Origin of the sequence: Mangrovihabitans endophyticus (assembly GCF_014646155.1) — a bacterium.
In the GTDB taxonomy this organism is placed as follows: Bacteria; Actinomycetota; Actinomycetes; order Mycobacteriales; family Micromonosporaceae; genus Actinoplanes; species Actinoplanes endophyticus.
In genome coordinates this window covers 103,674-129,813 of record NZ_BMMX01000002.1, presented here as the reverse complement: position 1 = coordinate 129,813, position 26,140 = coordinate 103,674, and the positions used below count along the sequence as shown (strand labels likewise).

Genomic DNA, 26,140 nt, shown 5'->3' with positions numbered 1-26,140 from the left:
CGAACCGAGAGGCCGGGTGTCGAGACGAGCGATGGCCGAAACCGTCTACAACCGCATCGCCATGCTGCGCGTCGAACGGGGCGTCTCCCGCCGGGAGCTGTCTCAGGCGCTGGGCGTGCACTACCGGACCGTGGGCTACCTGGAGCGCGGTGAGTACAGCCCCAGCCTCTACCTCGCCATGCGGATCGCGGAGTACTTCGAGCTTCCGATGGAGGTCGTGTTCTCGCTGTCGCCGTTCCCCCGGATCGGCAAGGTCGACCACCCGGCCTGACCAGGCCCCGGGCCTCAGGGGTGCGCCCGGCCGGGCGCCTCGACCTCGGCCAGGAACCGGGCCAGTCGTTCCTCGGCGACGGGACCGACGCGCATGCGGGCGTGCCGGGCCCGGGCGGGTCCACGGACCGTCGCGTCGATGCCGAGCTTCGCGGTGACGCCGTCGGGTGCCGAGGGATCCAGGCTGCTGCCACGGGCACGCGGCACCACGTGGACGTCGCGATCGGCCTGCACCCGCGTCGCGACCGCCCAGCCGACCTGTTCGTCGTCGAAGATGTCCACGTCGTCGTCCACCACCACGGCTCGTTTCACCGTCCCGCCCAGCGCCAGCACGGCCATCAGCGCGTCGACTGCCGGGGCGCGGCCGGGCAGCAGGTTGCCGGCGAGCGGGAATCGCGCGCCGTCGATCCGGTCGAACAGCACCGCGCGGCGTCCGTCGACCCGGTCCAGTACCGCGGAGACCTCCTGCTTCGGGCTGATCGCGGTCCGGATTCGGCCCAGTTCGCCGTGCGTGTCCAGATGCCGCAGCCAGGAACGCATGTCCTGGCGCGCGGGCCAGTCGCCGCCGGTCACGCGAGCACCCCGGCGACGCTGAAGTGGACGTGTTTGAGCTCGGTGAACTGCTCGACGCCGACCAACCCGCGGGTGCGGCCGAGCCCGGAGGACTTGTCCCGCCACTGGGCATCGCCGGGTACGACCGGTTGTATCCGTTGATCCACACCGTGCCGGCCTGGAGCGCCCGCGCCAGCCGCCAGGCCCGGTCGACGTCTCTCGTCCACACCCCCATGGCCAGGCCGTACGGGGTGGCGTTGGCCAGGCGCACCGCGTCGGCCTCGTCGGCGAACGGCTCCACGGTGACGACCGGGCCGAACAGCTCCTGCTGGACCAGCGGCGAGGCCGCCTCGACCCCGGTCACCACGGCGGGAGCGGAAAAATGACCCTTCAGCCCGGGAACCGGGACGCGGCCGCCGCCGGTCACCACCGTGGCAGGCCCCGGGTCGCCGAGCAGATCGGTCAGGCGTTCGCCGGCGGCCGGCGAGATGAGTGGGCCGATGCAGGTCCGCTCGTCGGCGGGGTGCCCGACCGGCATGGCCTCCAGCAAGGACACCAACCGTTCGAGTACCTCCGCGTAGCGCCGGCGATCCACCAGCACCCGGCTGGTGACCAGGGTCGTCTGCGGCGCCGGTTTGACCAGCGCGGTGACCCCAGCAGCCAGGGCGGGGGCGAGGTCGCGCAGCAAGAGCAGCAGCGGCCAGTTCCACGGCACGATGAACGTGGTGAGCCCGACCGGTTCGCGGACCAGATGGGCGACCGAGCCATCGGGCAGGACGCCCGCTCCGCCGCCGACGACACCGGCGAGGCCCGCGTTGTAGGCCAGCGCGTCGGCCGCGGCGGCGACCTCCTGCCGCGCCTCGCCGATCGGTTTGCCGGTTTCCCGCACCAGGGCGTCGGTCGACCCGACGGTTGTTAAAGTCTGGGAATATGGCTTCCAAAATCGAGAGCGTCGACGACTATTTCAAGTCGGTTCCGGAAACGCACCGCGCGGCCCTGGAAGAGCTCTATCAGCAGATCAAGAAGCTCTACCCCGATGCCACCGAGCAGATCAGTTACAGCCGGCCCTACTTCAAACTGGACGGCCAGCCGCTCGGCGGATTCAAGGCGCACAAACGCCATTCGGCGCTGTACGTCTGGAGCGACACGGCGCTCGGCCGCCTCGGTGATCTTCTGAAGGATTACGACACGGCCGAGAGCACGATCCGATTCCCGCCCGACAAGCCGCTGCCCAAAAAGATCGTCAAGGCGGTGTTCGACGAGCGCGTCAAGGAGATCCGGGGTAAATGACGCCGGCTGCTCACGACCGATCGCGCGTCCATCCGGGCATCTGCTCGGCGAAGGATTCCATGGCCTCGCGCAGCGCGGGGCGCCAGTGCCGCGGCGGTGCGGCCCCGATCTCACGCCATCGATCGTGCGCCAGCGCTGAGTAGTCGGGCAGCGGCACCGGGTGGCCGTACGCGGCTGCGCTTGTCGGGCGCACCCGGGCCAGGTCCGCGCCGGCCAGCCGGAACACCTCACGCGCCAGCTCGTACCGGCTGGCGACGCCGGCGTTGGTAGCGTGGAAGATGCCAGCCGCCTCCGGGGTGCGTCCGACCGTGACGAGATGCCCAGCAACGTCAACGGTCCAGGAGGGTCGAGCACGGCCCGCTCACCGGCCAGCTTGCTGCTTCCGTACACCGTGCCCGGCGCGCAGGGGTGATCCTCGGGGCAGGGGGAGCGGACGTCGCCGGCGAACACGTAGTCGGTGGAGACGTGGACAAGGCGGGACCGGTGCGCGGTGCACATCTCGGCGAGCAGGCGCGGGCCGTCGCCGTTGACCGCGAACGCCCGCGCGGCCTGCTCGGCGTCCGACTCGATAGCGGCGACGGCGGTGTGCGCGGCGCAGTTGACCACGACCTCGGGGCGCAGCTCGGCGAAGACCCCGCGCAGCGCCCGGGGGTCGGTGACGTCCAAGGCGGCGCGGTCCAGCCCGGCCGTCACATCGCCCGGGAACGCCTCGCGCCCGAGCCGGGCGACCAGGTCGCGGCCGAGCATTCCGCCGGCCCCGGTGATAAGCCATCGCACAGAGATCCACCGCCCGCCTGGTGACACCGGCCGACCGGGGCGGCTCAGCCCGCCGCGGCGACGATCTCGGGTTCGGGGGCGGTCGTGCCGGCGATGAGGTCGGCGGCCTTCTCGGCGATGGCGATGGTGGGGGCGTTGGGGTTGCCCCGTACCAGGCTCGGCATGATCGAGGCGTCCACGACCCGCAGCCCGTCGACGCCCTGGACGCGCAGGTCGGCGTCCACGACCGACCCCATCGCGCAGGTGCCGGCCGGGTGGAAGATCGAGTGGGCGTAATGCCGGATGAAGTCGCGCACGTCGGCGTCGGAGTCCGACGCGGGCAGCTCGAACGGGGTCTCGGTGTAGGGCTCCAGCGCCTTCTGCCGGGCGATGCGCAGGCCCGCACGGGTGGCCTCGACGGCGGCGTCCAGATCGCGTCCGTCCGCGAAGTAGTCGTGCGAGATGTAGGGCTTCGCCGTCGGCTCGTCGGAGGCCAGAGACACGCTGCCGCGGGTGTGCGGGGTCAGCATCGACGGGCCGAACGAGAACGCGTGCTGTGTCGGCGGGGTCAGGCCGCTGTCGACGAACATCACGGGCGCGGCCAGGAACTCCACGTCGGGGGCGGCCACTGCGTCGCCCAGCCGGACGAAACCGCCCGCCTCCGGCCCGTTGGCGGTCAGCGGGCCGCGCCCCTCGGTGCGGAACAACTCCACGTTCGCGGGCTGGTTGGCGGTGATCAGGCTGATCGGCTGCGAGTGGGCGAACACCAGCGTGCCGTGGTACTCCGATGCACCCCGCTCGTTGTCCTCCGAGCGTTTGAAGTACGGCAGCATGTCGGCGTAACGCCAGCCGGACTGGTTCCAGCCGTCGTAGTCGAGCCGGTGCCCGCGGACGTAGACCATGGTGTTGATCGAGCTGGACCCGCCCAGCACGCGTCCGCGCGGGAGGTAGACGCGGCGGCGGGACAAGCCCGGCTCGATGCTCAACCTGGTGCTGTTCAGCCGAGTAAGCAAACCGCGTGCCATGTTGAGCGGAAAACTCACCGTCCGCGGTCGCCGGCCCTGGGCGCTGCGGGACTTCCAGCGCGTCGTACGCCTGCCCTCGTAACAGCCGGCAACCGTGCGGGCTCCGGTCGCAGTACCGTGGGCTTGCCGTTGCCGGCAGCGCGTCGTGGCCGGGCAATGACGAAGGGGCCGGCAGGGCCGGGTGCCGCGAGGACCCGTCAGGTCGGGCACGCCGCAGGCCTAAGATCTCGATCGTGATGACCACACCGGCCAGGATCCGGGTCGCGATCCAGATCCCACCGTCGCGGGCCGACTATGCGGCCATCCGGCGGGCCGCCGCGCAAGCCGATGCGCTCGGGGCCGACGCGATCTTCAACTGGGACCACTTCTTCCCCCTGGGCAAGGACACGTCCGGCAAACATTTCGAGTGCTGGACCATGCTCGGCGCGTGGGCCGAGTCCACCAGCCACGCCGCGATCGGCGCCCTGGTCAGCTGCGTCGCCTACCGCAACCCCGATCTGCTGGCCGACATGGCCCGCACGGTCGATCACGTCAGCGACGGCCGGTTGATCCTCGGCCTCGGCGCGGGCTTCAGGGAGTGGGAGGCCAAGGAGTACGGCTTCGAGTTCGGCTCACCGGCTCAGCGCGTGCAGCAACTGGGCGAGGCTTTGCACCGCATCGAACGCCGCATGACCCTGCTGAACCCGGGTCCGGTCCGCAAGCTGCCGATCCTGGTGGCCGCCGACGGTGCGAAGGCTCTGCGGCTGGTGGCCCGCTACGCCGACATCTGGCAGACCTTCGCCGAGGACGACGCCTTCAGCGAGAAGTCCCGTCTGCTCGACAGCTACTGCGACCAGTTGCAGCGAGATCCGGCCACGATCGAACGTGCGGTGTTCGTCGACGGCGACCCGTGGACCGTCGGGACGCGGCTGCGCGAGCGCGGCGCCGGCATGTTCACCCTGATGACCCGCGGGCCGGACTTCAACCTGGACGGGCTGCGCCGCTGGCTCGCCTGGCGCGACGAGCACAACGCCCAAGCGTCACGGTCATGAGGTGACCGCGTTGCTCGTTGGTGACCAGCGCCGAGGTCGGCGACGTGTGGACTCAGATGGTCGCTTGCCGTAGCGCCTACGATTGCTGACGAGCCTGTCCCCGTCGGCGGAGGACACCCGGATGGACTTCGACATTCCGCGAGAAGACGACGACCGTCCCGATGACCACGGCGTGCCCGACGATCCAGGCTGGCACCCGGAGGTGTTCGACGGGATTTTCGCGAGCCCGACTGACGGGTCGGACCTCCCTGATGAATTGCCACCCCACGATGCAGCGCCTTTGCCGCCTGACCAGATGATCCCGGCGCTGGAAGAGTTCGCGAGGCGCCTGACGGGGCTTGAGCCGGCGGCCGAGAGGGCCGAAAAGCCGGCGGCCGAGAGAACCGGAAAGGTCGAGACGACGAGGCCGGGACTCGCCGCACCGCCGGTGGATCTTCTCACCGATCTCTTGGACGAAGCAGTCCGCCGGCGTTCGGCCGACCACAGCGACCGGGACGCAGCCGACGCGATACGCGACCACGGCACCGAGGGGGCTCCGGCGACGTATGAAGGTGTCGGCCCGCGCGCACCGGAGCCGATACCGCTGCCTGACGACAGCATCCTGCCGGAGCGTACTCACCGGCACGTGCAGCAGGTTGACGCTGCACTGGAACTAGCCCGCGGCGATCCCCGATTCGCCGACTTCGCACAGCGGGTGGACAACTTCGCCGGCCAGGACTTGTCGACACAGGCGGCGGAGTTCCCTGAAGTCATGCGCCAGGCAGCCCACCTCGTTGCCCGTTTCCTCACCGAGGACCATGACCGGCTCCCGGTCATGGCCCCACCGCCCGCGACGCGCGAGCAAGACTGGAAGCGGTTCCTGGTCCACTGCCGGGGAGCCCGGGACATGCTGACCGAGCCGTCCGACGCCCCTTCACAGCGGCCCGGCACTTCGCCGGGTACAGCCAGGCCGGATACCTCCTCATCTCGTGCAGCATCCGATCCCGTCCGGGACACGGTGGACGCCCGTGGGCCGGACGGCCCTACCTATGAATCGCCTTCACCACCGGACGGCCGGCGGGACCACCCCGCGCCGGAGCCGCCCGGCAGGATTTCGGACCTCGCGATTGCTGCGGGGCGCGCCTTGGCGGCGGATCCCGTCAAGCTCAAGTCGATGCGGTTGGACTTGGGCCGGGTCGTGACCGTCCGCGACGATCAAGAGCGCCGCGAACTCACGTCACGCCTCCGCGACCGGACCGATCAGGCCGTCCTCCGGGCAGCCGCCGAAGCGTGGAAAGGCCGCCCGACAGACGGCCGTCCGGAGGACCGCAGCGCGCAGACGCCCCCGCCTTCCTCCTATCGGGACGCCTCCTGGCTTGCGGAGGCGGCAGCGATCCTGATCCAGGATGTCTTGTTCGAGCTGGCCAAGGCCGCCCTCTTCGAGATGTTGCTGCCCGGTACCACCGTGCTGTTGCCACCGACCGGCCTGGTTGACGCCCTGTTCACCGCCGCGGGCATCCTCACCGTCGTGGACGGGCCAGGATGAACACCCGGTTGACAAAGACGGCTCACCCGTCCGAATCCCACCGTCGAACCCCACCAGACGGCGGGGGTTCCGTCGGCGCGGGAGCGGTCGTGCCACGCGGCGTGAGGATGTAGGGCGGGGTTTCCCGGGCGACCGGCGCGGCACCGGTCATGCCGTCGAGCAGCAGCCGGGCCGCGTCGGCGCCGATGGCGGGGATGTCGCGGCTCATCGCGGACAGCGGAGGATGCGTCAGGGTGCAGAGCGCCGAGTCGTTCCAGGCGATCAGGGAGAGGTCACGCGGCACGGAGATGCCCATTTCGCCGGCCACCCCGACGGCGGCCACCGCCATCACGTCGTTGTCGAAGATGATGGCGGTGGGCCGCTCACGGGCCAGCAGGGCTTCCCGGGTGGCCTGGGCGCCCTTCTCACCGGTGAAGTCGGCCTCGATGACCAGGGTCGGTTCCAGCCCGAGGCCGGCCGCGGTGCGGCGGAAGACGTCGGTCCGTTCGGCGCAGTGCGCCAGTGTCGGCGGACCGGACACCCGGGCCAGCCGTCGATGGCCGAGCCCGGCCAGGTAGCGCACCACGGCTTCCATCGGCCGGACGTCGTCCGTCCACAACGTGCTGGTGGCGAAGTCAGTCGCGAACGTCGGTGAACTGCCGATGACGACCGCGGGCATACCGATGTCGGCCAGCGCTGCCAGACGGTCGTCGCCGGTGCGGACATCGGTGACGATGACACCGTCCACCCGGCGGCTGTTCCACCACTCACGGTAGATGCGCGCCTCGTCGCCGGGGTCGGGAACGACCTTGAGCAGCAGGGCGGCCGACGACTCGGTGAGCACGCTCTCCACGCCGCCGATCAGCTCCATGTAGAACGGCTCGACCCCGAGCAGGCGCGGGGAGCGGCCCAGCACCAGCCCGATGATCCCGCTGCGCGAGGCGGAGAGCGCGCGGGCGGCGCTGTTCGGACTCCACCCCATCTCCCGGGCGATCGCCAGCACGCGGCCGCGGGTGGTGGCGGACACCCCGGGGCGACCGTTGAGGGCATAGGAGACCGACACCTTCGAAAGCCCGGCGCGGGCGGCGATGTCGGCGATCGTGAGCCGCTTGCCCCCCGCGCCCGCCTTCGGTGCGGACCGATCGTCAACCATTGCTTGTTTCCCTGTCCTCTGGGCTGTCGGGTGTGGACTCATCATCCTGCAGGTGCCGCGACGGCATCTCGTCCGGCCCCGTACTTGATGGAATGCTTAACCATAAGTCATACCCATCAAGTAAATTACTTGATGAAGGCTAGCTGATCGACTAGCTCGTGGCAATATTCGGTCTAAGTGCTGTCTGAACAGCCAAAATGTCCCACAGAAATTACTTAACCGGTTAGTTGACATCGTTGTCATGCGCGCTTAACGTGGCGGCAACGAGTGCACCGGCTCCCACAACTGAGGCCGGCCACTCCTCGAGAACGGCGAGTCCGAGGAGCGAATCCATGCGCAAGAAAATTCTGGGGATAGGCGCTGCCCTGACCGCGGCGTGCCTGGTGACGGCCGGCTGCGGCGGCGGGTCCGGCGGCGACAGCGACAGCAAGAGCATCACCGTCATGTCGATCTGGCACGCCTCGGACCCCGAGGGCAAGATCCTCAACGATGTGGTCACCCAGTTGGGCAGCAAGGGAATCAACGTCAAGGTCATCGAGGGCGGCGAGACGCTCGCCGACACCTTCGACACCTCGTTCGCGGCGAACAAGGAACCCGACGTCGCCATCGTCAACCTCGCCGAGAAGACCAACGACTGGGTCAAGAACGGCGAAGTCGTCCCGGCCTCGGAATACCTCGACACCTGGGGCCTGACCAGCAAGATCAAGCCCGAGGCGCTCGCCGAGTGGAAGGACGCCGACGGCAAGGTGCAAGGCTTCCCGTACGTCGGTTTCGTCTGGCCGGTCTGGTACAACACCGAGCTGCTGGCCAAGGCCGGCGTCACCGACATCCCGAAGACCACCGACGATCTCATCGCCGCCGCGGGCAAGCTGCGCGCGGCAGGCATCGGCCCGCTCGTGGTGGGCGGTAAGGACTGGTCCGGGCAGAAGCTCTTCCTGCAGATCGCCCAGTCCTACATGACCGCCGACGAGGCCCGCACGGTCTACGCCAAGGGCGGCTACTGCGACAGCCCCGCCGCGATGCGCGGCATTCAACTGTTCACCCGGCTGCGGGACGCCGGGGTGTTCGCCGACGACGTCGAAGGGCTCACCGCCGACCAGATGAACGCCAGCTTCTTCGCGGGTAAGTCGGCAGTGATGTCGGCCGGATCCTGGGCCTTCGCGCCGGCGCCGGCCGCCTTGGTGCCGAACATCCAGCTCGGTGGGCTGCCGGTCCCGGCCGGTGGCACGTACGCGGAACCGACGGCGTACCGGGGCTTCACCGGTTCCGGCTTCTGGGTGTCCCGCAACGGCAAGAAGAAGATCGATGCCGTCAAGGAGTTCGTGACCGCCTTCTACGACCCCGCCGTGGTCGACCGTTTCGCGGCCGAGGCGAACACCGTCACCGCCGGCGTCAGCAGCGGAGACGTCCAGGCCAAGAACGCCCTGATGAAGACCGCCGTCACGGAACTCGACAGCAAGGTGAAGTACGCGCTGATGCCGGACACCGTGGTGCCGGGCAAGGTGGCCGACCCGATGATCCGGGCGACCAGCAGCGCCTTCATCAAGGGCAATGACGCGAACAAGATCTGCAAGTCACTCGACCAGCTCTACTCCTGACCGGCGGACAGAGGACGGACGGATGACAACGACGCCTCACGCGGCGCACGGGTTCGTCGACGAACCCGGCGCCGGCACCTCTGACAAGCCGGCCACCACGCCTGCCGGTGGACGGCGTACCCGGCGCGACAAACTGCTCGTCCTCCTGGCCACGCCGGCCGTCCTCTGGTACGCCGTCTTCACCATCGGGCCGCTCGGTGCGGTCTTCTACATCGCGTTGCTGGACTGGGAAGGCCTGCTGTCGCCCAGCACCTTCGTCGGCCTCGACAACTTCACCAAAATCCTGCACGACCCGGTCTTCTGGACGGCGGCCAAGAACAGCCTCATCCAGATCGGCGTCGTCATCCCGGTGATGATCCCGCTCGCCTTCATGCTGGGCTACTACCTCACCCTGGAACCGCGCGGCCATCACCTCCTGCGGGTCATCCTCTTCACCCCGGCCCTGGTGTCGCTGTCCGCCAAGGCAATGGTCTTCCTGGCGGTGTTCGCGCCCAGTGGCGCCCTCAACGGACTGCTCGACCTGCTGCACCTGGACTCGCTGACCCGGCCCTGGCTGGCCAACGAGGCGACAGCCCTGCCATCGGTGATCGCCGTCGACCTGTGGAGCGGCATCGGCTTCACCGCCATCCTGTTCAGCGCCCGCCTGTCGTCGATATCCCGCGAGGTCTACGAGGCGGCGCGCATCGACGGGGCAGGACACTGGCGCCGGATGTGGCGCATCGCCTTCCCGATGACCGAGGACTACTTCGGCGTACTCGCCATGCTGCAGTTCCTGTGGGTGCTGTTCAGCTCCGCCGGGTCGGTGCTGCTACTCACCGGCGGCGGACCGGGCAACGCGTCGACCACGCTCTCCTTCCTCATCTACGACAAGGCCTTCACCCAGTCAGAGGTCGGCTACAGCCAGGCGACCGGCGTGTTGCTGTTCTTCGTCGGAGTGGTGGGCATGGCAGGCATCCGTTCCCTTTTCCGCCAGCGCTACTGATCGGGAGACCACCATGGCAAAGAAAGGCATCCGGGACCGGGCCGCGCCCCTGGCGCACGGGCTGGCATGGTTCTACGCGCTCCTGCTCGTATTCCCGCTCTATTTCATCATCGTGTCGGCGTTCAAGGACAACCTGGCCATCTTCAACTCGCCGTTGAGCCCGCCGTCATCGCTGTCGGTGAGCCACTTCGTTGACGCGTTCCAGCGGGTCGAGCTCGGCCGGGCGCTGTGGAACTCGACCTTCATCACCGTGTCGGCCGAACTGCTCACCCTGGCCCTGGCCATTCCCGCGTCGTACGCCCTCGCCCGCAGCCGCGGCCGCATCGCCGCCTGGTGTGAACGCTTCTTCGCGCTGGGATTCCTGATCCCCAGCTTCGCCGCTCTGGTGCCGACCGTCTTGCTCGCGATCCATCTGCAACTCTTCCAGACACGCGCGTTCCTGATCATCTTCCTTCCGGCCGGCGCCCTGCCGTTGTCCGTCATCCTGCTCACCCAGTTCATGCGGGCCATCCCGTCCGATCTGGAGGAAAGCGCGGTGATGGACGGCGCCGGCCGGATCAGGATCCTGCTGCGCATCTATCTCCCGCTGACCATGCCCGGCATCATCACCATCGCGATCCTCAACTTCCTCAGCTTTTGGAACGAATATCTGTTCGCCTTGATCCTGGGCGGGCCCGACCCGGCCGTGCGGACCGTCCAGGTGGCACTGCCCAACCTCGTTTCCCAGACCAACACCGAGTACGGAGTGCTGCTGGCCGGCGCCCTGATCACCATGATCCCGGTCTATCTGGTCTACATCCTGCTTCAACGACGGATGGAATCGGCGCTGCTCGAAGGCGCCGTCAAAAGCTAGCCCCACCTCTACCGAAGGGACGACATGGCCACCTATGACATCCGCGACTACGGCGCGGTCGGCGACGGCAAGACCAACGACGCGGCGGCGATCCAGGTGGCGATCGACGCCTGCGCCAGCTCCGGCGGCGGCACGGTGCTGATCCCGGCCGGGCACGTGTTCCTGGCCGGCACGATTCAGTTACGCTCCTACGTCGAGCTGCACGTGGAGCGGGGAGCGGTCCTGCAGGCGAGCGGCGACTGGGACGACTACACCGACCGGTTCGTGGTGAGCGCGCTGTCGTCCGGCGTCGTCCGCGACGACACCCAGGCCAGCGGCATGTTCATCTCCGCCCGCGACGCGCACCACATCGCCATCACCGGAGCCGGGGTGATCGACGGCGCCGGCCGGCACTTCATCGAGAAGGACCTCGGGCCGATCTATCAGTGCCCGAACGCCCGCCCGTTCACCATGTTCCTGATCGGCTGCACCGACGTCACCCTGCGGGACACGACGTGGCGCGACGGGGCACTGTGGACGTTGCGGCTGACCGGCTGCGAGGACATCGTCATCCACGGCATCCGGATCGACGGCGACCTGAAGTACCCGAACTGCGACGGCATCGACCTGGACCGGTGCCGCAACGCCCGGATCAGCGACTGCTACATCTCCTGCGGCGACGACGCCATCTCGCTCAAGACCTGCGAGGAGTTCCCCGAGCACGGCCCGTGCGAGAACATCACCGTCACCAACTGCGTGCTCGTCACCACCTCAAGCGCCCTGGTAGTCGGCGTCGACGCCATCGCACCGATCCGCAACGTCGTCTTCGACAACTGCGTCATCCAGCGCAGCCACCGTGGTCTGTCGGTCAACTGCGGACAGGACTCGCTGTTCGAGAACATCCTGTTCTCCAACATCGTCGTCGAGACCCGGATCTTCGACGACAAGTGGTGGGGGAGGGGCGAGCCGATCTACGTCTCGGTGGAACCGTGGCACAACGACGTGGGCCGCATCCGCAACGTCCGCTTCGTCAACATCCTCGCCCGCTCCGAGAACGGGGCCTACATCAGCGGCATCCAGGACGGTGTCATCGACGGCGTCCTGCTGGACAATGTCCGCATCGAGCTCGACAAGTGGTCGAACCAGCCCGGCGGCCGCTACGACCGCCGACCCTCCTCCGGCGCCGACCCGATCTTCGAGGCACCCACCTCGGGCTTCTACATCGACCGCGCCAGCAACGTCACGCTGCGCAATTGCGAGGTCGTCTGGGGTGACAACCGGCCGGAGTACTTCCACCACGCCCTGGCCAGCAGCAACACCGAAAACCTGAAGGTCGAGAACTTCATCGGCGCCTCGGCCCACCCGGACCGCCACGCCGCGGTCGCCACCTTCTGAGTCACCCTCTCCCAAGATTTGGTGGGTTCACCATGCCTCACATTCGACGCGAGCTCTCCACCGGCTGGACGCTGACCGTCGGCGACGAAGCCACGCCGCAGGCGCGGGAGCACGTGCCGTCGCCGGTGCCGGCCACGGTTCCCGGTTGCGTGCACACCGACCTGCTCGACGCCGGCCTGATTCCCGACCCCTACCTCGACCTCAACGAGGTCGCGGTGGACTGGATCGGACGGCAGCCCTGGCAGTACGAGACGGTTTTCTCGTGGCAGCCCGAGGCCGGCGCGCACGAGGTCGACCTCGTCTGCGGTGGGCTGGACACCATAGCGACCGTCCTGGTCAACGACGTGGAGGTGGGCCGCACACGCAACATGCACCGCTCCTACCGATTTCCGGTCCGCCACCTGCTGAAGCCGGGCGAGAACAAGCTCACCGTGCTCTTCTCCTCGGCCTGGACGTACGCCGAAGCCGTCCGTGACGAACTCGGCAACCTGCCGAACGCGTACCCCGCCCCGTTCAACTTCATCCGCAAGATGGCGTCCAACTTCGGCTGGGACTGGGGGCCCAGTCTCGTGACGGCGGGCATCTGGCGGGCCGTCGCGCTCGAATCGTGGTCCACCGCCCGGCTGGCCCGCGTCCGGCCCGTGGTGTCCGTGGAGGGCGGCCACGGGCGGGTGCGGTTCCTGATCGACGTGGCCCGGACCGGCGCCGCAGCCGGGCGGCAGCCGATCCGCCTGCGCGCCACCGTCGCCGGCGTCACCCACGAGGTCGAGGTGCCCCGGGAAGACGACCAGACCGAACTGGACATCGACGTCCCCTCGGTCGACCTGTGGTGGCCGCACGGCCTGGGCGGCCAACCGCTCTACCCGGCCACCGTCGAGTTGCTCGACGCCGACGGCACGGTCGTGCAGACCTGGGACAAGCGGATCGGCTTCCGCAGCGTCCGGCTCGACACCACCCGAGACGAGCAGGGCACGCCCTTCACCCTGTACGTGAACGAGGTGGCCGTCGCCGTCCGCGGTGCCAACTGGATCCCCGACGACTGCTTCCCGACCAGGGTCACGGCCGAGCGATACCGCGCCCGGCTCACCCAGGCCACGGAGGCGAACCTCGACCTGGTGCGGGTCTGGGGCGGCGGCATCTACGAAAGCGACGACTTCTACGACGCCTGCGACGAACTCGGTCTGATGGTCTGGCAGGACTTCCTGTTCGCCTGTGCCGCCTACCCGGAAGAGAATCCGCTGCGGGATGAGGTCGAGGCCGAGGCCCGGGAGAACGTCGCCCGTCTCATGCCCCACCCCAGCCTGGTGCTGTGGAACGGCAACAACGAGAACATCTGGGGCTGGTTCGACTGGGACTGGCGCGACCAGATCGGCGACCGCACGTGGGGCGCCGGGTACTACCTGGACCTGCTCCCCAAAGCGGTGGCCGACGTCGACCCCAGCCGACCCTACTGGCCGGGAAGCCCGTACTCCGGATCGATGGACCTGCACCCGAACCTCGACGAGCACGGTCTGCGCCACATCTGGGACGTCTGGAATCAGCGGGACTACACGGTGTACCGCGACTACGCACCGCGTTTCGTCGCGGAGTTCGGATTCCAGGGGCCGCCGACCTGGGCGACACTGCGCCGCGCGGTGCGCGACGAGCCCCTCGCGGCCGACTCGCCGGGAATGCTGCATCATCAGAAGGCGACCGACGGCAACGCCAAGATGCTGCGTGGACTCACGCCGCACCTGCCGCAGCCCCGCGACTTCGACGAATGGCACTTCCTCACCCAGGTCAACCAGGCCCGGGCGATCACGTACGCCGTCGAGCACTTCCGGTCACTGCGGCCCTGGTGCATGGGGCAGGTCGTGTGGCAGCTCAACGACTGCTGGCCGGTCTCCTCCTGGGCGGCCGTCGACGGCGACGGGCGGCGCAAACCGTTGTGGTACGCCCTGCGACGCGCCAACGCGCCGCAATTGCTGACCATCCAGCCCCGCGGCGCCGGTCTGTCCGTCATCGGCGTCAACGACGGAACGGTGCAATGGCGGGGCCCGGTGACCATCCAGCGGATGACGCTCGACGGGCGAATCCTCGCCGAACACCAGACCCGCCTGGTGGTGGACCGCCTGAGCCAGGCGACCGTCGAGATCCCGGGGAACGTGGCCACGCCGGGTACGGCCGACGGCGAGATCCTCGTCGCGACCACCCCGACGACCGGACACCAGGCGTACTGGACATTCGTCGAGGACAAGGATCTGCGGTACGAGCCCGCCGACCTGAGCGTCTCGACCCGGCCCGCCGAGGGCGGTACCCGCGTCACGGTGACCGCGCACACCTTCGTCCGCGATCTCTGCCTGTTCGCCGATCGGCTGGAGGCCGACGCCGTCGTCGACGACATGCTTGTCACGCTGCTGCCCGGCACGACGCACACCTTTCTGGTCGAGGGCGCGGGCGATCTCCGGCCGGCCATGCTCGACGGCACCGTTCTGCGCAGCGTCAACGACGCGGTGGTGACGTCCGCAGGCTGACCGCCGACCCGGTCCGGCCGCGCCGGCCGGGCACACGATTTGCGATGCCCGGCCGGCGCGACCCCGGCCCGCGGCAGCCGAGCCAGGCATCATCACGTCCGCCGTGATCCGAGGTAGGTGAGGACGGCGGTGACTCGCCGGTGGCTGCCGTTGTCCGGGGGAAGACCGAGCTTGGCGAAGATGTTGCTGACATGCTTGTGGATCGAGCGTTCGGTGACGTGGAGACGGCCTGCGATGGTGCTGTTGGTGTGTCCTTCGGCCATCAGGGCGAGGACGTCTCGTTCCCGGGGGCTCAGCCCGTCGAGGTGACTCGGCTGGCGCTCTGCGACCAGGCGTGCGATGACCAGGGGATCGACGGCGGTGCCACCAGCGGCGACGCGGAGCATCGCTTCGAGGAAGTCGTCGACACGTGATATCCGGTCTTTGAGCAGGTAACCGACACCGCCTCGACCGTCGGCGAGCAGTTCGGCTGCGTAGGAACGCTCCACGTACTGGGAAAGCACAAGGACGGGAAGGTCCGGCCGGATCCGACGCGCGGCACGCACAGCTCGCAGGCCCTCATCGCTGTATGTGGGTGGAAGCCGGATGTCGACAAGGGCGATATCCGGTCGGTGCTGGTCGACGGCCGCCAGGAAATCGTCGACCGTCTCCACCGCTGCGGCGACGTCGAAGCCGGCGGTGGACAGCAGGAGCCCGAGCCCCTCCTGCAACAACACATTGTCTTCGGCGATCACGACGCGCATGGCAGCTCCGCGCGTAACGTCGTCGGGCCGCCCGGGGGACTGTGCAACGTGGTCCTTCCGTCGAGGGCGGCGACGCGGTCCGCGATACCGGCCAGCCCGGTGCCGGCCGACGGGTCCGCTCCGCCCCGGCCGTTGTCGATGACCTCGATCACCAACTGGTCGCCGCCTTGATCGAGGGCCAGCGTGATCTCGGTGGCGTCGCCGTGCTTGACGACGTTGGTCAACGCCTCGGCCGCGATGAAGTATGCGGCGCTCTCCACTGCTGCGGGCGGGCGTATGAGCGCGCCGATCTTCGTGTGCACCATCAGGGGGGATTCGGCGGCGAGGGTCCGTACTGCTTCCGCCAGCCCGCGGTCGGCCAGTATCGGGGGATAGATGCTGCGAACGATCTCGCGGAGAGCGGTCAGGGTCTGTTCGACACCGGTGTGGGCCTTCTCGACGAGTTGGTTGGCGGTGTTCTGGTCGGTGTCGCGTTGCTGCTGCGCGAGGCCCAACTGGATCGCGACCGAGACCAGCCGGGCCTGCATGCCGTCGTGCAGATCCCGTTCGATGCGGCGCAGTTCTGCCGCGTGCGCGTCGAGGGCGGCTGCCCTGGTGGTCGACAAGTGTTGGATCCGTGCGGCCAACTGGTCGCGTGCCGACGGTGTCAGCAATGCGCGGTACGCCCTGGCCTGCGCCGACGCGACAACCGGGCCGGCCCAGATCAGCAGCGTGGCCGAACCGACGGCAAGGGGCAGCGGCACGGCCAGCGCCCGCGCCCAGCCGTCGATGGTGACGAAGAAATCGATCGGCGCGCCGTCCGGCGCCCACCACAACAGGGTGACGATGGGCGCGAGAACCGAACACAGCAGCAGAGCCAGCCAGCACAGCGACAGGGCCGGGCCGACCACCATATGCAGCAGCACCCATGCCAGGTCCCGGCGAGTGGTCGGATCCCGCATCAGTGTGCGTAGCTGCGCGAACGGCGTACCGGAAGCTGTGGCGTAGCGCTGGGGCACCACTCCACCCACCAGCCGTCCCGTCCGGCGCCGCTGCGCAGCAGCCAACGAGCGCACCGCCCGCAGCATGGCGACCAGCAGCGGCACCCCTATCAGCACCGAACACAGCACGACGGCTGACACCAACGCGAGCATGGCGCCGGCCGCGACCAACGCGGTGACTCCGCCGTGCAACAGATGAGCGGTTGCGTGCGCCGCACGGCGCAGGCGCCCGTCGCCGACCCGAACAACACCGGCGATCGTCATTCGTGGCTCCCGATGCCGGGCGATGGGAACCCGGCGGCGCGGACCGAGCCGGAGATGACGACCGGCGCGATCCGGAGATGGGCGGCGACGGCGCCTGACCGCACGACCAAGACTCGTCGCTGTTCGGCCAAAAACGTCCACATCGGAAGCACCCGGTGGCCACCCCGCCAGGAGCACGGTCGGCGGAGGCCGGTATTCGCGGACCGGAACACGCCGCGCAACCCAACGACCGATGCGGTTGCCACGCGAGCAAGTCCAGCACGAACCGGCGCTGTGCACAATGCCGCCAGTCGGTGTCGACGCGGTGGTGCCAGCTACACCAAATGGACACTGGCTGGCGACACTGCGCCAGCCAGGCACGCGCTCCTACCGTCAACCCCCGCAACGGCAACGATGACAACGGAGGACCGGGTGAGAAGACGAGGCATCGCTGCGTTCTTGGTGATTTCATTCGGCGTCGGCTGGGGTTGGGAATTGGTGGCTCACCTGGTGCTCGGCTGGTCGCTGGTCAACCCGCTGGTGCAGGTTCCGACAGGCTTCGCGCCGGCGGTCGCAGCAATCGTGGTCCGGCGCAGGATCACCCACGAAGGCTTCGCCGACGCCGGCTGGCGTCCGCGGTTGCGGGCCGCCTGGCGGTATTACCTGCTCGCATGGCTCGGCCCGCCTGGCGTCGCCGTCGGCGTGGTATGCCTTGCCGCAGCGACGGGATTGCCGGTGAAGTTCAGACCCGACGTGGTCGCGGGAGTCTCCCTCTGGGCGGCGCCGCTTCTGCTCTGTGCCCTCGCCCTTGCTGCCACCGTCCTCTTCTGGGGCGAGGAGTTCGGCTGGACCGGCTACTTGCTGCTCCGTGTGTGTCCCGGCCATCCTCGGCGTGCCGCGCTGGCAACCGGCCTGATCGCAGCCGTCTGGCACTATCCCTTGGCGTTCCTCGGGTACGCCGAGTATCCGAACCTGGCACTCGGCCTGGCCGGGTGGACGGCGTGGATCGTCTGCCAGGAAATCATTCTGGCCTGGTTGCGAGCCCATAGCCGGAGCATCTGGCCGGCCTGCCTCGCGCACGCCGGCAACAACATGGTGCTCGCTCCCCTGACCACCGCGCTGCTGCTCGGCCCCGACGGCCCCGGCACCAACACAGTTCAGATGCTGGTGGTGCTGGTACTGGCCACTACCATCGCAGCCGGTCCGGCTCTACGGCTCGTCGAGGCCGTGGTCGGGCACCGGGTGCGCCCGCCGTGGTGAGGACACGATCGGGGTTGGTGTCCCGCGTCGCGTCGTGATCAACCCGGGGATCATGGTGCGGCCGGACTCCCACCGCCGACCGTGACGCCGGCCTGAGCACCTGACGCGTGCGCGCCCCGTTGGCGTAGGTGAAGCCTTCGGGATAATCGCTGGAGAAGCCCATCAGCCTCTCCCTCGCATAGCCTTTTCTGACCACGTAGGAATCCCGGGCCAATGACTGATATTGACGCACATGAGACTGATCCCCGGCCGGCCGGGGATGGTCCGTCGCCAGTGGATTGCCGCGACGCCTGCTCCTGGGTGCCATGTCCCTACTGGTGGCGCTGCCGTCCGCGCCCGCCGCGGCTGCCGGCGGTGATCCGCTCCGGGGCTACGCCCGGGACACCTGGCGATCGCTTGCCGCGATGGCCTCTCCGGCAACCGGGCTCGTCGCCGACAACATCAACGGTGACCTGTCGGCCTCGGCCGCCTACACCTCGCCCACCAACATCGGCGGGTACCTGTGGTCGGCGGTCGCCGCGCGGGACCTCGGGATCATCTCGACGCGCGAGGCGAACGCGCGGGTTTCCCGGACCCTCGCGACGCTGGACACGCTGCGCCGCCATGCCGCGTCGGGGATGTTCTACAACTGGTACGCCCCGTCCTCCGGCGCGGTACTGACCACCTGGCCGGAGGACGGGTCGGTGATCACCCCATTCCTGTCGAGCGTCGACAACGGCTGGCTCGGGGCGTCGCTGCGGGTGGTGGCGGGTGCTCTCCCCGCGCAGCGGGCCGCCGCCCTGCGGTTGCTGTCGTCGATGGACTTCGGCTTCTTCTACGACCCGGCGGCGAGCACACCGATCGGCACCCGGGGGCTGATCCGGGGCGGCTTCTGGGATACGCAGCCGCCGGGCTGCTCGGTGGCCTCCCCGTCGTCCGGAGTCTGGTTCACCTGCAACCACTACGACATCACGGTGACCGAGCCGCGCATCGCCACCTATCTCGGCATCGGCGCCGGTCAGATCCCGCCGACTGCTTACTTCGACACGATGCGTACGTTGCCCGACGACTGTGACTACTCCTGGCAGGAGATGCAGCCGCACGGCTTCACCACCGTCCACCTAGGTCGGCCGGTGTACGAGGGTTCGTACCGCTACCGGGGGATCACCTTCGTGCCGAGCTGGGGCGGCGACATGTTTGAGGCGCTGATGCCGGACCTGTTCGTGCCGGAGACGTCCTGGGGGCCGCGGAGTTGGGGCCGCAACCATCCCGCGACGGTGGCGGCACAGATCGAACACGGCCTGATCGACGCCCGCTACGGCTACTGGGGATTCTCGCCCGCGTCGAACCCGTTCGGCGGCTACGCCGCGTGGGGCGTCGACGCCATGGGCATGGACACCGACGGATACCCGTCGGACGTCCAGGGCGGCACCTACGACCCCGGTTTCGGCACCTGCCGCCCGCCCGGCCCGCCGGGCGTCTACGGCGACGGCGTGGTCACGCCGCACGCAGCTTTCCTGGCCCTGCCGTACGCCCCCGGCCCCGCCCGGGCCAACCTGGCGCGGATCCGTAACGTCCTGCGCGCCTATGGCCCGGGCGGCTTCTACGATGCCGTGGCCGTCCGTTCCGGCGTGATCGCCCGGCGCTACCTGGCCCTCGACCAGTCCATGATCATGGGTGCCCTCGGCAACTACCTGGCCCGCGACGACCTCCGCCGCGCCTTCGTGACGCCCGCTTTCGAGCGCGCGATCCGCCCCTTGCTGGGTGCCGAGACGTTCAACATCCCGGCCCACCAGCGGCTGCCCCAGCTCCTCCGGAGCCGGTCAAGCTAGCCGCCGCAGAATGAGAACGGTCCCGAGGTGCTGCTGGTGTACGCCGTGGCATAGGAACTGCCCAGCCGCGCCTGGTGGAAACCGATCACCCCGTACGTCCGCGCCTGGCACGTCGACGACGCCACCGAGTGCAGCACCTTGCCCGGCGTCTTGTACGGCAGGTCGTAGCCGAGGCTGCCGGTGTGCAGTTCGACCCACCGGTCGAGGTCCGGTACCCAGAGGAAGAGCGTCGCCTGGACGGACGCGTAGTCGACGGGCGCCGGACAGCTCGTCGTTGCCTCACCCAGCACCTCATAGAAGGTGCCGACGACGCTGGCCGTCAGCACGCGGCTCGCCGCCGTGCAGGTGATGACCAGGTTGGCCGACGGGCCACCGGACTTCGGTTGGAGAGTCAGCGTCGACGAGTCGGCCGCCGACGCCGATAACGAGGGCGCGGGCATGCGCGAGGCGTAGTCGAGGATTGCCGCGTGGGCCTCGGCCGCGGAGACCGGCCCGGCCGGTGCCGCGGCCGCGGGTGCCGACGGCGTGGACAACGCCACCAAGCCGGCGCCGATCAGCACGGCGCAATGAAATCTGAGACTTCTGAACATCGTGACTCCTTGCGATTTTCCGCCCGGGGGATCCGGACGTTCGTTCTCGCGGGAGCCAACCACGCGGCACTGGACACGGACTGGACAGGCGCGTGCGCACCGGCCGGGTCTCGCTGCGCGGCCGTGACCGTCCGCGGCCGGCCGGAGTCACCGGGCCGGTTACGGTGTGCAGCCGGGCTTGCGCAGCACCGCGCCGGAGGTGCCGGGCAACGACACCGAGGTGACCGTCCGCCCGTCCTGGTCGACGAACGACCCGCCGAGCGCGACACTGCGCGCACCGGAACCGGTCGGGTTGGCGTTGACCACGGCGAGGCCACAGGTGAAGCTGCGGCGCCACAGGTTGGTGCCGGCGGAGGACCGCGCACCGGTGGCCGCGCCCAGGTCCCAGTCGTACTCGGCATGCCACGGCGTCGGATCGCCGTAGCCGTCGGTCTGGGAGATCTGTGTGAACGCGGCGCGGGAACCGGCCGCCATCAGGTAGCTGGCGAAGGCGTACCGGAAGGGCTGTACGGCGCCGGCGGAGAAGTGCGGCTGCACCCAGGTGATCTTGCCGTTCGCCTCGTCCGTCTCGATCTCGCTGACCACCCGGCTCCAGCCCTCGTCGTATTCCGGAAGCATGTCGGTGTCGGAGAACGTCAGCCACCATTCGTCGAAACCTCCGTCGAGGTACTCGACGTAGGAGTCCCACACGCCGGCATGCAGCCGCGCGTTGGCCAGGTTGGCCACGGCCTTGAGCCCGGCCGCGACGAAGTCGTCGCGGACGTTGGCCAGCATCGAACGGTACGCGCCCTGCATCGCGGCGTCGTTCGGATACCGCGCCGGGCAGGACCCCTCGTGGTAGCCGTCGCAGGTGAACAGGGCGTTGTCCATCTCGACGCCGTCGAAGCCCGCCGCGGTCGCCGACCGGATCACGTTGGCGGCCCAGGCATCCTGGTATGCGACGTTGCCCACGTCCATCTGCCAGTGCCCCGGGTAGCCGTCGTACTGGTAGCGGGTGCCGTCGGGCGCGGTCAGGAACCAGTCGCGGTGGTGGGCGTCGGCGTCGCAGTAGCCGACGCCGGTCGGCAGGTCCGCGTCGTCCGTCCCGTCGTGGCAGGCGTAGCTGCGCGTCGAGCTGAGATCCTTGTACACGTACACCTGGATCGCCGGGTTGGCCGCCTTCAGCTTCGGGATCAGGTTTTCCTCCCAGGCGTTGAGCACGATGAACGAGCGTCGCCGGGCCTCCGTCGCCAGTATCGCGTCGGTGGTGGCGGTCGAGTTCAGGTGCAGCCAGAACGTCTGGGGACGGCCCGCCGTCGCGGGCCGGGACGGCTCGCTGGGCGTGGCGGACGGCTCGGCGCGGGCGGCACCGAGGCCCCCGGTGGTCGCGCCGAGCACGACCGTCGCGAGCATGACCGGGCCCGTGCGCCATGGTGAGAACTTCACAGCTACGCCTCCGAAGTGGTCGATCTCCCGGAAGTGTCACCCGCCACGCCACACACGGCCTACACATCCGCTGTAGGGCCGATCGCTCAGCGCCCTGGCTCCGGCGTAGTCAGCAGCGGGGCGGCCCGACCCTGACCCCGGTTCCGGGATGATCCCGATGTCCTCTCGGCACCGTGCGATGACAGCATCGCCATCATGGTCAAGCGCTGGCGTCAACTCACCGTCTGGCTGCACATCCTTACGTCGGTGGGGTGGATGGCGCAGGCGATGGCCCTGTGCGTGCTGCTCTCGGTGGGCCTGGCCGGGGCGGGCACCTCGGCGACGGCGATGGCCCAGGCGCTCGACGGGCGGCTGCTCGCGCCGATGGCGAACGGGTCGGCGCTCACCGGGATCGTGCTGGCCGCCGCCACCCCGTGGGGCTTCTTCCTGAACTGGTGGGTGGTCACCAAGTTCGCGGTCTCGCTGATCCAGCTCTACGCGGGCATCTTCCTGCTGTCGCCGCAACTGGCCGCGTCGGTGACCGCCGGTCCGCGGGTCACGCAGGTGGTGGCGACGGCGCTGATGGCGAGCGCGATCGCGTTCCAGGGGTGGCTGTCGGTGGCCAAGCCGTGGGGCCGGATCGAACGGCGCCGCCACGTCCGGCACCAGCCGGCGCCCGCGTGGGTCTTCGCCGTCACCGTCCTGGCCGGTCTCGGTGACCTCGGGGTGGCGCTGGCGCTGGGCCATCCGCTGCCGCTGCTCTCGGTGACGGTGCTCGTGGTGATCCTGGCCCGGAGGCGGCGCTGGCTGGGCGGTCGCCGGGGGCCGGACCGGCCGGCCGTTGCCTGAGATTCGGCGGCGCCGATCAATCGCCCGATACGGCCGCCGCCGACCCGCCCGGCTCCACCGCCCCTGTCGCGGCCACCGCGGAGGCGCCTGAGGCCACCGCGCCGAAGCAGCCGGAAGCGAGGCGGTCCACCCTCGCCGGGCGGCTCGTCGCCGCGCGGAGCTGAGGCGAGGCCACCGACCGGCCCTAAGCGGTTCGTAAGATTTGGCGTGGTGAATGTGGATTAGCGTCTTTTTGGACGGACGGCGCGCCGGTCGCCTCCTGCCGCGGGCGTTGGCGGCAGCGCCGGTGACCGGACCGTCCCCAGACGCATTGGACGGTCCCCGTCCGGGCCGTCCGTCCACAAAGGAGATGACTTGTGCGTAGGTACGCGGCGGAGTTCGTCGGAACATTCTTTCTGGTACTGACCGTCGGTATAGCAGTGACCACCATGAACACGCTGGCGCCCCTGGCCGTCGGGGGCGTCCTCATGGTGATGGTGTATGCCGGCGGACACGTCTCCGGGGCGCACTTCAACCCTGCGGTGACCCTGGCTGTGCTGATCCGCGGGCGCATCACCGCGCCCGCGGCGGCCGGGTACTGGGCCGGCCAGGTCGCCGGTGGCCTGCTCGCCGCGCTGGCGGTCCGCCTGATCCTCACGAAACGGCCCGAGGCCCTGTCGTTTTCGGGCCGCGAGATCGCCATGGCGTTCGCCGTCGAGGCGCTGTTCACCTTCGCCTTGGCATACGTGGTCCTGAACGTGGCCACCAGTCGCAGTCATCCGAACAACTCCTTCTACGGGATTGCGATCGGGGGGACCGTCATGACCGGTGCGCTCACCGTCGGCGCGATCTCCGGTGGAGCCTTCAACCCGGCGGTTGCCCTGGGCGGCTCGGTCATGGGTCTTTTCTCCTGGTCGGCGATCTGGCTGTACCTGGCGGCGGAAACCCTCGGCGGATCACTGGCCGCCGTCGTCTTCCTGACCCTCAACAGCGACGACCGCGCACCGGCGGAGTCCGTCCCCGCCGCCGGTGCCGCCGCGCGCGACCACCAGGTGGCAGCGGCAACCCAGGCCTGACCGAGCTGTCGACGAAACACGGAAAGGACAGTCAATGTCCGTGCCCTCGGAAAACCACGACTCGATCGTTCACGACGCGGACACCGGAAGCGAGTCGCGCTGCCCGGTGGCCCACGGCAGGGCGGCCCATCCCACCCAGGGCGGCGGGAACCGAGCCTGGTGGCCCAACCGGCTCAACCTGAAGATCCTCGCCAAGAACCCCGCAGCGGCCAATCCGTTGGGCGAGGAGTTCCGTTACGCGGAGGCGTTCCGCGGACTCGACCTGGCCGCGGTCAAGCGCGACCTGGCCGAGGTGCTGACCACCTCGCAGGAGTGGTGGCCCGCTGACTACGGCCACTATGGACCTTTCATCGTCCGGATGGCATGGCACAGCGCCGGCACCTACCGGATCAGCGACGGCCGCGGCGGTGCCGGCGCCGGGCAGCAGCGGTTCGCCCCCCTGAACAGTTGGCCCGACAATGCCAACCTGGACAAGGCACGTCGGCTGCTGTGGCCGGTCAAGAAGAAGTACGGCCAGAGCCTGTCCTGGGCCGATCTGATGATCCTCGCGGGCAATGTGGCCCTGGAGACGATGGGCGTCACCACCTTCGGCTTCGCCGGGGGGCGTCCGGACGTGTGGGAGCCGGACGAGGACGTCTACTGGGGTCCGGAGACCACGTGGCTGGGGGACGAGCGGTACACCGGCGACCGTGAGCTGGAGGATCCGCTCGCCGCGGTGCAGATGGGCCTGATCTACGTCAACCCGGAGGGACCCAACGGGAATCCGGATCCCCTGGCGTCGGCGCGCGACATCCGCGAGACGTTCGCGCGGATGGCCATGAACGACGAGGAGACCGTGGCGCTGATCGCCGGCGGTCACACCTTCGGCAAGACTCACGGCGCCGGGCCGGCGGAGAACGTCGGGCCCGAGCCGGAGGCCGCCCCGATCGAGGAGCAGGGCCTGGGCTGGAACAACACGTTCGGCACCGGCAAGGGCGCGGACGCCGTCACGAGCGGCCTGGAAGGCGCCTGGACCAACACTCCGACCACCTGGGACAACAGGTTCTTCGAGATCCTCTTCGGGTACGAGTGGGAGCTGTCCAAGAGTCCGGCCGGGGCGTGGCAGTGGAAGCCGAAGGACAACGCCGGCGCCGGCACGGTGCCGGACGCGCACGACCCCGCCAGGCGGCACGCCCCGACCATGCTCACTTCCGACGTGGCGCTGCGTGTCGACCCGGTCTACGAGCAGATCTCTCGGAGGTTCCGCGATCACCCGGAGCAACTGGCGGACGCCTTCGCCCGTGCCTGGTTCAAACTTACCCACCGCGACATGGGCCCGCTCGCGCGCTACCTAGGCCCGGAGGTGCCGTCCGAGACGCTGATCTGGCAGGACCCGCTGCCCGCCGTGGACCACGATCTGGTGGACGCTGCCGACGTCACCGAACTCAAGCGGCAGGTGCTGGCCACCGGCCTGACCGTTTCCGAACTCGTCGCCACGGCCTGGGCGTCGGCGTCCACGTTCCGCGGCAGCGACAAGCGCGGCGGCGCGAACGGCGCCCGGATCGCGCTGCAACCGCAGAGCGGCTGGGCGGTCAACGATCCCGACCAACTGGCCCGGGTGCTGCACCTTCTGCGCGGCGTCCAGCAGGCTTTCAACGGGTCTCAGTCCGGCGGCAAGCGGATCTCTCTGGCCGACCTGATCGTCCTGGGCGGCACCGCGGCGGTCGAGAAGGCGGCCCGCGACGGCGGTCACGAGGTCGCGGTGCCGTTCACGCCGGGCCGGACCGACGCGTCGCAGGAGCAGACCGACGCGGAGGCGTTCGCCGCGCTCGAACCGGTCGCGGATGGCTTCCGCAACTATCTCGGCAAGGGGCAGCGCCTGCCCGCCGAGTTCCTTCTGGTCGACCGAGCCAATCTGCTCACCCTGACCGCACCGGAGATGACCGTTCTGCTGGGCGGACTGCGGGTGCTCGGCGCCAACCAGGGCGGATCGTCGGTGGGTGTGCTGACCGACACCCCCGGCACGTTGACCAATGACTTCTTCGTCAACCTGCTCGACCTGGGCACGACGTGGAAGGCGACGTCGGCGGACGCGAACACCTTCGAGGCCCGCGACGCCCACGGCGCGCTCCGATGGACCGGCAGCCGGGCGGACCTGGTGTTCGGCTCCAACTCGGAGCTGCGGGCACTGGCCGAGGTCTACGCCAGCGACGACGCCCGGGAGAAGTTCGTCGCCGACTTCGCCGCCGCCTGGGCCAAGGTCATGGAGCTCGACCGGTACGACGTGGCCTGAACTGCGGGTCCCGCCCGGTCACAGGACGGGCG

Annotated in this window: 21 protein-coding genes and 2 pseudogenes; 14 read left to right on the top strand and 9 right to left on the bottom strand. The window is 69.3% G+C overall.

Annotated elements, in window-relative coordinates; all coding sequences use genetic code 11:
* Nucleotides 1–31: 31 nt before the first annotated feature.
* Nucleotides 32–271, top strand: a complete 240-nt coding sequence (locus IEY73_RS05385; protein WP_189077955.1) for a helix-turn-helix transcriptional regulator — start codon at nt 32–34, stop codon at nt 269–271.
* Between the two features lie 14 nt (nt 272–285).
* On the opposite strand, the gene IEY73_RS05380 is transcribed toward IEY73_RS05385, so the two are convergent.
* Together IEY73_RS05380 and IEY73_RS34315 are read right to left on the bottom strand one after the other, a co-directional pair.
* Complete coding sequence (locus tag IEY73_RS05380) at nt 286–843, bottom strand: UbiD family decarboxylase domain-containing protein (protein ID WP_189077954.1); 558 nt, start codon at nt 841–843, stop codon at nt 286–288.
* A gap of 154 nt (nt 844–997) precedes the next feature.
* Nucleotides 998–1,711, bottom strand: a pseudogene (locus tag IEY73_RS34315) (aldehyde dehydrogenase family protein); the annotation flags it as partial.
* 41 nt (nt 1,712–1,752) lie between these two features.
* On the opposite strand from IEY73_RS34315, the gene IEY73_RS05365 reads away from it, so the two are divergent.
* The gene (locus IEY73_RS05365) at nt 1,753–2,112 is read left to right on the top strand and encodes an iron chaperone (protein ID WP_189077952.1); all 360 of its coding nucleotides are present in this window, start codon (nt 1,753–1,755) and stop codon (nt 2,110–2,112) included.
* Between the two features lie 10 nt (nt 2,113–2,122).
* On the opposite strand, the pseudogene IEY73_RS05360 reads toward IEY73_RS05365, so the two are convergent.
* Nucleotides 2,123–2,859: pseudogene (locus tag IEY73_RS05360) on the bottom strand (SDR family oxidoreductase).
* Between the two features lie 74 nt (nt 2,860–2,933).
* On the bottom strand, nt 2,934–3,893 hold the full coding sequence (locus IEY73_RS05355) for a GMC family oxidoreductase (RefSeq protein WP_189077951.1): 960 nt from the start codon (nt 3,891–3,893) through the stop codon (nt 2,934–2,936).
* Between the two features lie 236 nt (nt 3,894–4,129).
* On the opposite strand from IEY73_RS05355, the gene IEY73_RS05350 reads away from it, so the two are divergent.
* Entirely contained in the window at nt 4,130–4,924 is a 795-nt protein-coding gene (locus IEY73_RS05350; protein WP_189078110.1) for an LLM class F420-dependent oxidoreductase, read from the top strand.
* A gap of 121 nt (nt 4,925–5,045) precedes the next feature.
* Complete coding sequence (locus tag IEY73_RS05345; protein WP_189077950.1) at nt 5,046–6,449, top strand: amino acid adenylation domain-containing protein; 1,404 nt, start codon at nt 5,046–5,048, stop codon at nt 6,447–6,449.
* A gap of 22 nt (nt 6,450–6,471) precedes the next feature.
* Here the strand turns inward: IEY73_RS05345 and IEY73_RS05340 are convergent, their stop codons facing one another.
* A complete protein-coding gene (locus IEY73_RS05340; RefSeq protein WP_189077949.1) occupies nt 6,472–7,581 on the bottom strand; it encodes a LacI family DNA-binding transcriptional regulator in 1,110 nt (369 codons plus the stop codon).
* A 332-nt stretch (nt 7,582–7,913) separates the two neighbouring features.
* On the opposite strand from IEY73_RS05340, the gene IEY73_RS05335 reads away from it, so the two are divergent.
* From IEY73_RS05335 to IEY73_RS05315, 5 genes are read left to right on the top strand one after another with little or no spacing between them, the layout of a single operon-like run.
* Nucleotides 7,914–9,179: an ABC transporter substrate-binding protein gene (locus IEY73_RS05335; RefSeq protein ID WP_189077948.1), complete on the top strand. Its 1,266-nt coding sequence runs from the start codon at nt 7,914–7,916 to the stop codon at nt 9,177–9,179.
* A 22-nt stretch (nt 9,180–9,201) separates the two neighbouring features.
* The gene (locus IEY73_RS05330; protein WP_189077947.1) at nt 9,202–10,161 is read left to right on the top strand and encodes a carbohydrate ABC transporter permease; all 960 of its coding nucleotides are present in this window, start codon (nt 9,202–9,204) and stop codon (nt 10,159–10,161) included.
* Between the two features lie 13 nt (nt 10,162–10,174).
* Complete coding sequence (locus IEY73_RS05325; protein ID WP_189077946.1) at nt 10,175–11,014, top strand: carbohydrate ABC transporter permease; 840 nt, start codon at nt 10,175–10,177, stop codon at nt 11,012–11,014.
* 24 nt (nt 11,015–11,038) lie between these two features.
* Nucleotides 11,039–12,388, top strand: a complete 1,350-nt coding sequence (locus IEY73_RS05320; RefSeq protein WP_189077945.1) for a glycoside hydrolase family 28 protein — start codon at nt 11,039–11,041, stop codon at nt 12,386–12,388.
* A gap of 32 nt (nt 12,389–12,420) precedes the next feature.
* Nucleotides 12,421–14,901: a glycoside hydrolase family 2 protein gene (locus IEY73_RS05315; protein ID WP_189077944.1), complete on the top strand. Its 2,481-nt coding sequence runs from the start codon at nt 12,421–12,423 to the stop codon at nt 14,899–14,901.
* A gap of 92 nt (nt 14,902–14,993) precedes the next feature.
* Here IEY73_RS05315 and IEY73_RS05310 read toward each other — a convergent pair whose 3' ends face one another.
* The gene (locus IEY73_RS05310) at nt 14,994–15,644 is read right to left on the bottom strand and encodes a response regulator transcription factor (RefSeq protein ID WP_189077943.1); all 651 of its coding nucleotides are present in this window, start codon (nt 15,642–15,644) and stop codon (nt 14,994–14,996) included.
* On the bottom strand, nt 15,632–16,888 hold the full coding sequence (locus IEY73_RS05305) for a sensor histidine kinase (protein ID WP_189077942.1): 1,257 nt from the start codon (nt 16,886–16,888) through the stop codon (nt 15,632–15,634). Before IEY73_RS05305 ends, IEY73_RS05310 begins: the two co-directional genes overlap by 13 nt.
* A 411-nt stretch (nt 16,889–17,299) precedes the next feature.
* Between IEY73_RS05305 and IEY73_RS05300 the strand changes: the two genes are divergently transcribed.
* The gene (locus IEY73_RS05300; protein WP_189077941.1) at nt 17,300–18,127 is read left to right on the top strand and encodes a CPBP family intramembrane glutamic endopeptidase; all 828 of its coding nucleotides are present in this window, start codon (nt 17,300–17,302) and stop codon (nt 18,125–18,127) included.
* A 305-nt stretch (nt 18,128–18,432) separates the two neighbouring features.
* A complete protein-coding gene (locus IEY73_RS05295; protein ID WP_189077940.1) occupies nt 18,433–19,938 on the top strand; it encodes a glucoamylase family protein in 1,506 nt (501 codons plus the stop codon).
* On the opposite strand, the gene IEY73_RS05290 is transcribed toward IEY73_RS05295, so the two are convergent.
* On the bottom strand, nt 19,935–20,528 hold the full coding sequence (locus IEY73_RS05290) for a hypothetical protein (protein ID WP_189077939.1): 594 nt from the start codon (nt 20,526–20,528) through the stop codon (nt 19,935–19,937). The genes IEY73_RS05295 and IEY73_RS05290 overlap by 4 nt on opposite strands.
* A gap of 159 nt (nt 20,529–20,687) precedes the next feature.
* Complete coding sequence (locus IEY73_RS05285) at nt 20,688–21,920, bottom strand: putative glycoside hydrolase (protein ID WP_189077938.1); 1,233 nt, start codon at nt 21,918–21,920, stop codon at nt 20,688–20,690.
* Nucleotides 21,921–22,148: 228 nt separating this feature from the next.
* Between IEY73_RS05285 and IEY73_RS05280 the strand changes: the two genes are divergently transcribed.
* The 3 genes from IEY73_RS05280 (at nt 22,149) to katG (ending at nt 26,108) form a co-directional block, all read left to right on the top strand.
* Nucleotides 22,149–22,781: a hypothetical protein gene (locus tag IEY73_RS05280; RefSeq protein WP_229715555.1), complete on the top strand. Its 633-nt coding sequence runs from the start codon at nt 22,149–22,151 to the stop codon at nt 22,779–22,781.
* A 356-nt stretch (nt 22,782–23,137) separates the two neighbouring features.
* On the top strand, nt 23,138–23,836 hold the full coding sequence (locus IEY73_RS05275; RefSeq protein WP_189077937.1) for an MIP/aquaporin family protein: 699 nt from the start codon (nt 23,138–23,140) through the stop codon (nt 23,834–23,836).
* Nucleotides 23,837–23,870: 34 nt separating this feature from the next.
* Entirely contained in the window at nt 23,871–26,108 is a 2,238-nt protein-coding gene (katG, locus tag IEY73_RS05270; protein ID WP_189077936.1) for a catalase/peroxidase HPI, read from the top strand.
* The last annotated feature ends 32 nt before the right edge of the window (nt 26,109–26,140 follow it).

Bases quoted from the DNA above. Each gene is read 5' to 3' on its own strand.
- IEY73_RS05385 (WP_189077955.1), top strand. From the start codon at position 32: ATGGCCGAAACCGTCTACAACCGCATCGCCATGCTGCGCGTCGAACGG.
- IEY73_RS05365 (WP_189077952.1), top strand. From the start codon at position 1,753: ATGGCTTCCAAAATCGAGAGCGTCGACGACTATTTCAAGTCGGTTCCG.
- IEY73_RS05355 (WP_189077951.1), bottom strand. From the start codon at position 3,893: ATGGCACGCGGTTTGCTTACTCGGCTGAACAGCACCAGGTTGAGCATC.
- IEY73_RS05350 (WP_189078110.1), top strand. From the start codon at position 4,130: ATGACCACACCGGCCAGGATCCGGGTCGCGATCCAGATCCCACCGTCG.
- IEY73_RS05345 (WP_189077950.1), top strand. From the start codon at position 5,046: ATGGACTTCGACATTCCGCGAGAAGACGACGACCGTCCCGATGACCAC.
- IEY73_RS05340 (WP_189077949.1), bottom strand. From the start codon at position 7,581: ATGGTTGACGATCGGTCCGCACCGAAGGCGGGCGCGGGGGGCAAGCGG.
- IEY73_RS05335 (WP_189077948.1), top strand. From the start codon at position 7,914: ATGCGCAAGAAAATTCTGGGGATAGGCGCTGCCCTGACCGCGGCGTGC.
- IEY73_RS05330 (WP_189077947.1), top strand. From the start codon at position 9,202: ATGACAACGACGCCTCACGCGGCGCACGGGTTCGTCGACGAACCCGGC.
- IEY73_RS05325 (WP_189077946.1), top strand. From the start codon at position 10,175: ATGGCAAAGAAAGGCATCCGGGACCGGGCCGCGCCCCTGGCGCACGGG.
- IEY73_RS05320 (WP_189077945.1), top strand. From the start codon at position 11,039: ATGGCCACCTATGACATCCGCGACTACGGCGCGGTCGGCGACGGCAAG.
- IEY73_RS05315 (WP_189077944.1), top strand. From the start codon at position 12,421: ATGCCTCACATTCGACGCGAGCTCTCCACCGGCTGGACGCTGACCGTC.
- IEY73_RS05310 (WP_189077943.1), bottom strand. From the start codon at position 15,644: ATGCGCGTCGTGATCGCCGAAGACAATGTGTTGTTGCAGGAGGGGCTC.
- IEY73_RS05305 (WP_189077942.1), bottom strand. From the start codon at position 16,888: ATGACGATCGCCGGTGTTGTTCGGGTCGGCGACGGGCGCCTGCGCCGT.
- IEY73_RS05295 (WP_189077940.1), top strand. From the start codon at position 18,433: ATGTCCCTACTGGTGGCGCTGCCGTCCGCGCCCGCCGCGGCTGCCGGC.
- IEY73_RS05290 (WP_189077939.1), bottom strand. From the start codon at position 20,528: ATGTTCAGAAGTCTCAGATTTCATTGCGCCGTGCTGATCGGCGCCGGC.
- IEY73_RS05285 (WP_189077938.1), bottom strand. From the start codon at position 21,920: ATGCTCGCGACGGTCGTGCTCGGCGCGACCACCGGGGGCCTCGGTGCC.
- IEY73_RS05280 (WP_229715555.1), top strand. From the start codon at position 22,149: ATGGTCAAGCGCTGGCGTCAACTCACCGTCTGGCTGCACATCCTTACG.
- katG (WP_189077936.1), top strand. From the start codon at position 23,871: ATGTCCGTGCCCTCGGAAAACCACGACTCGATCGTTCACGACGCGGAC.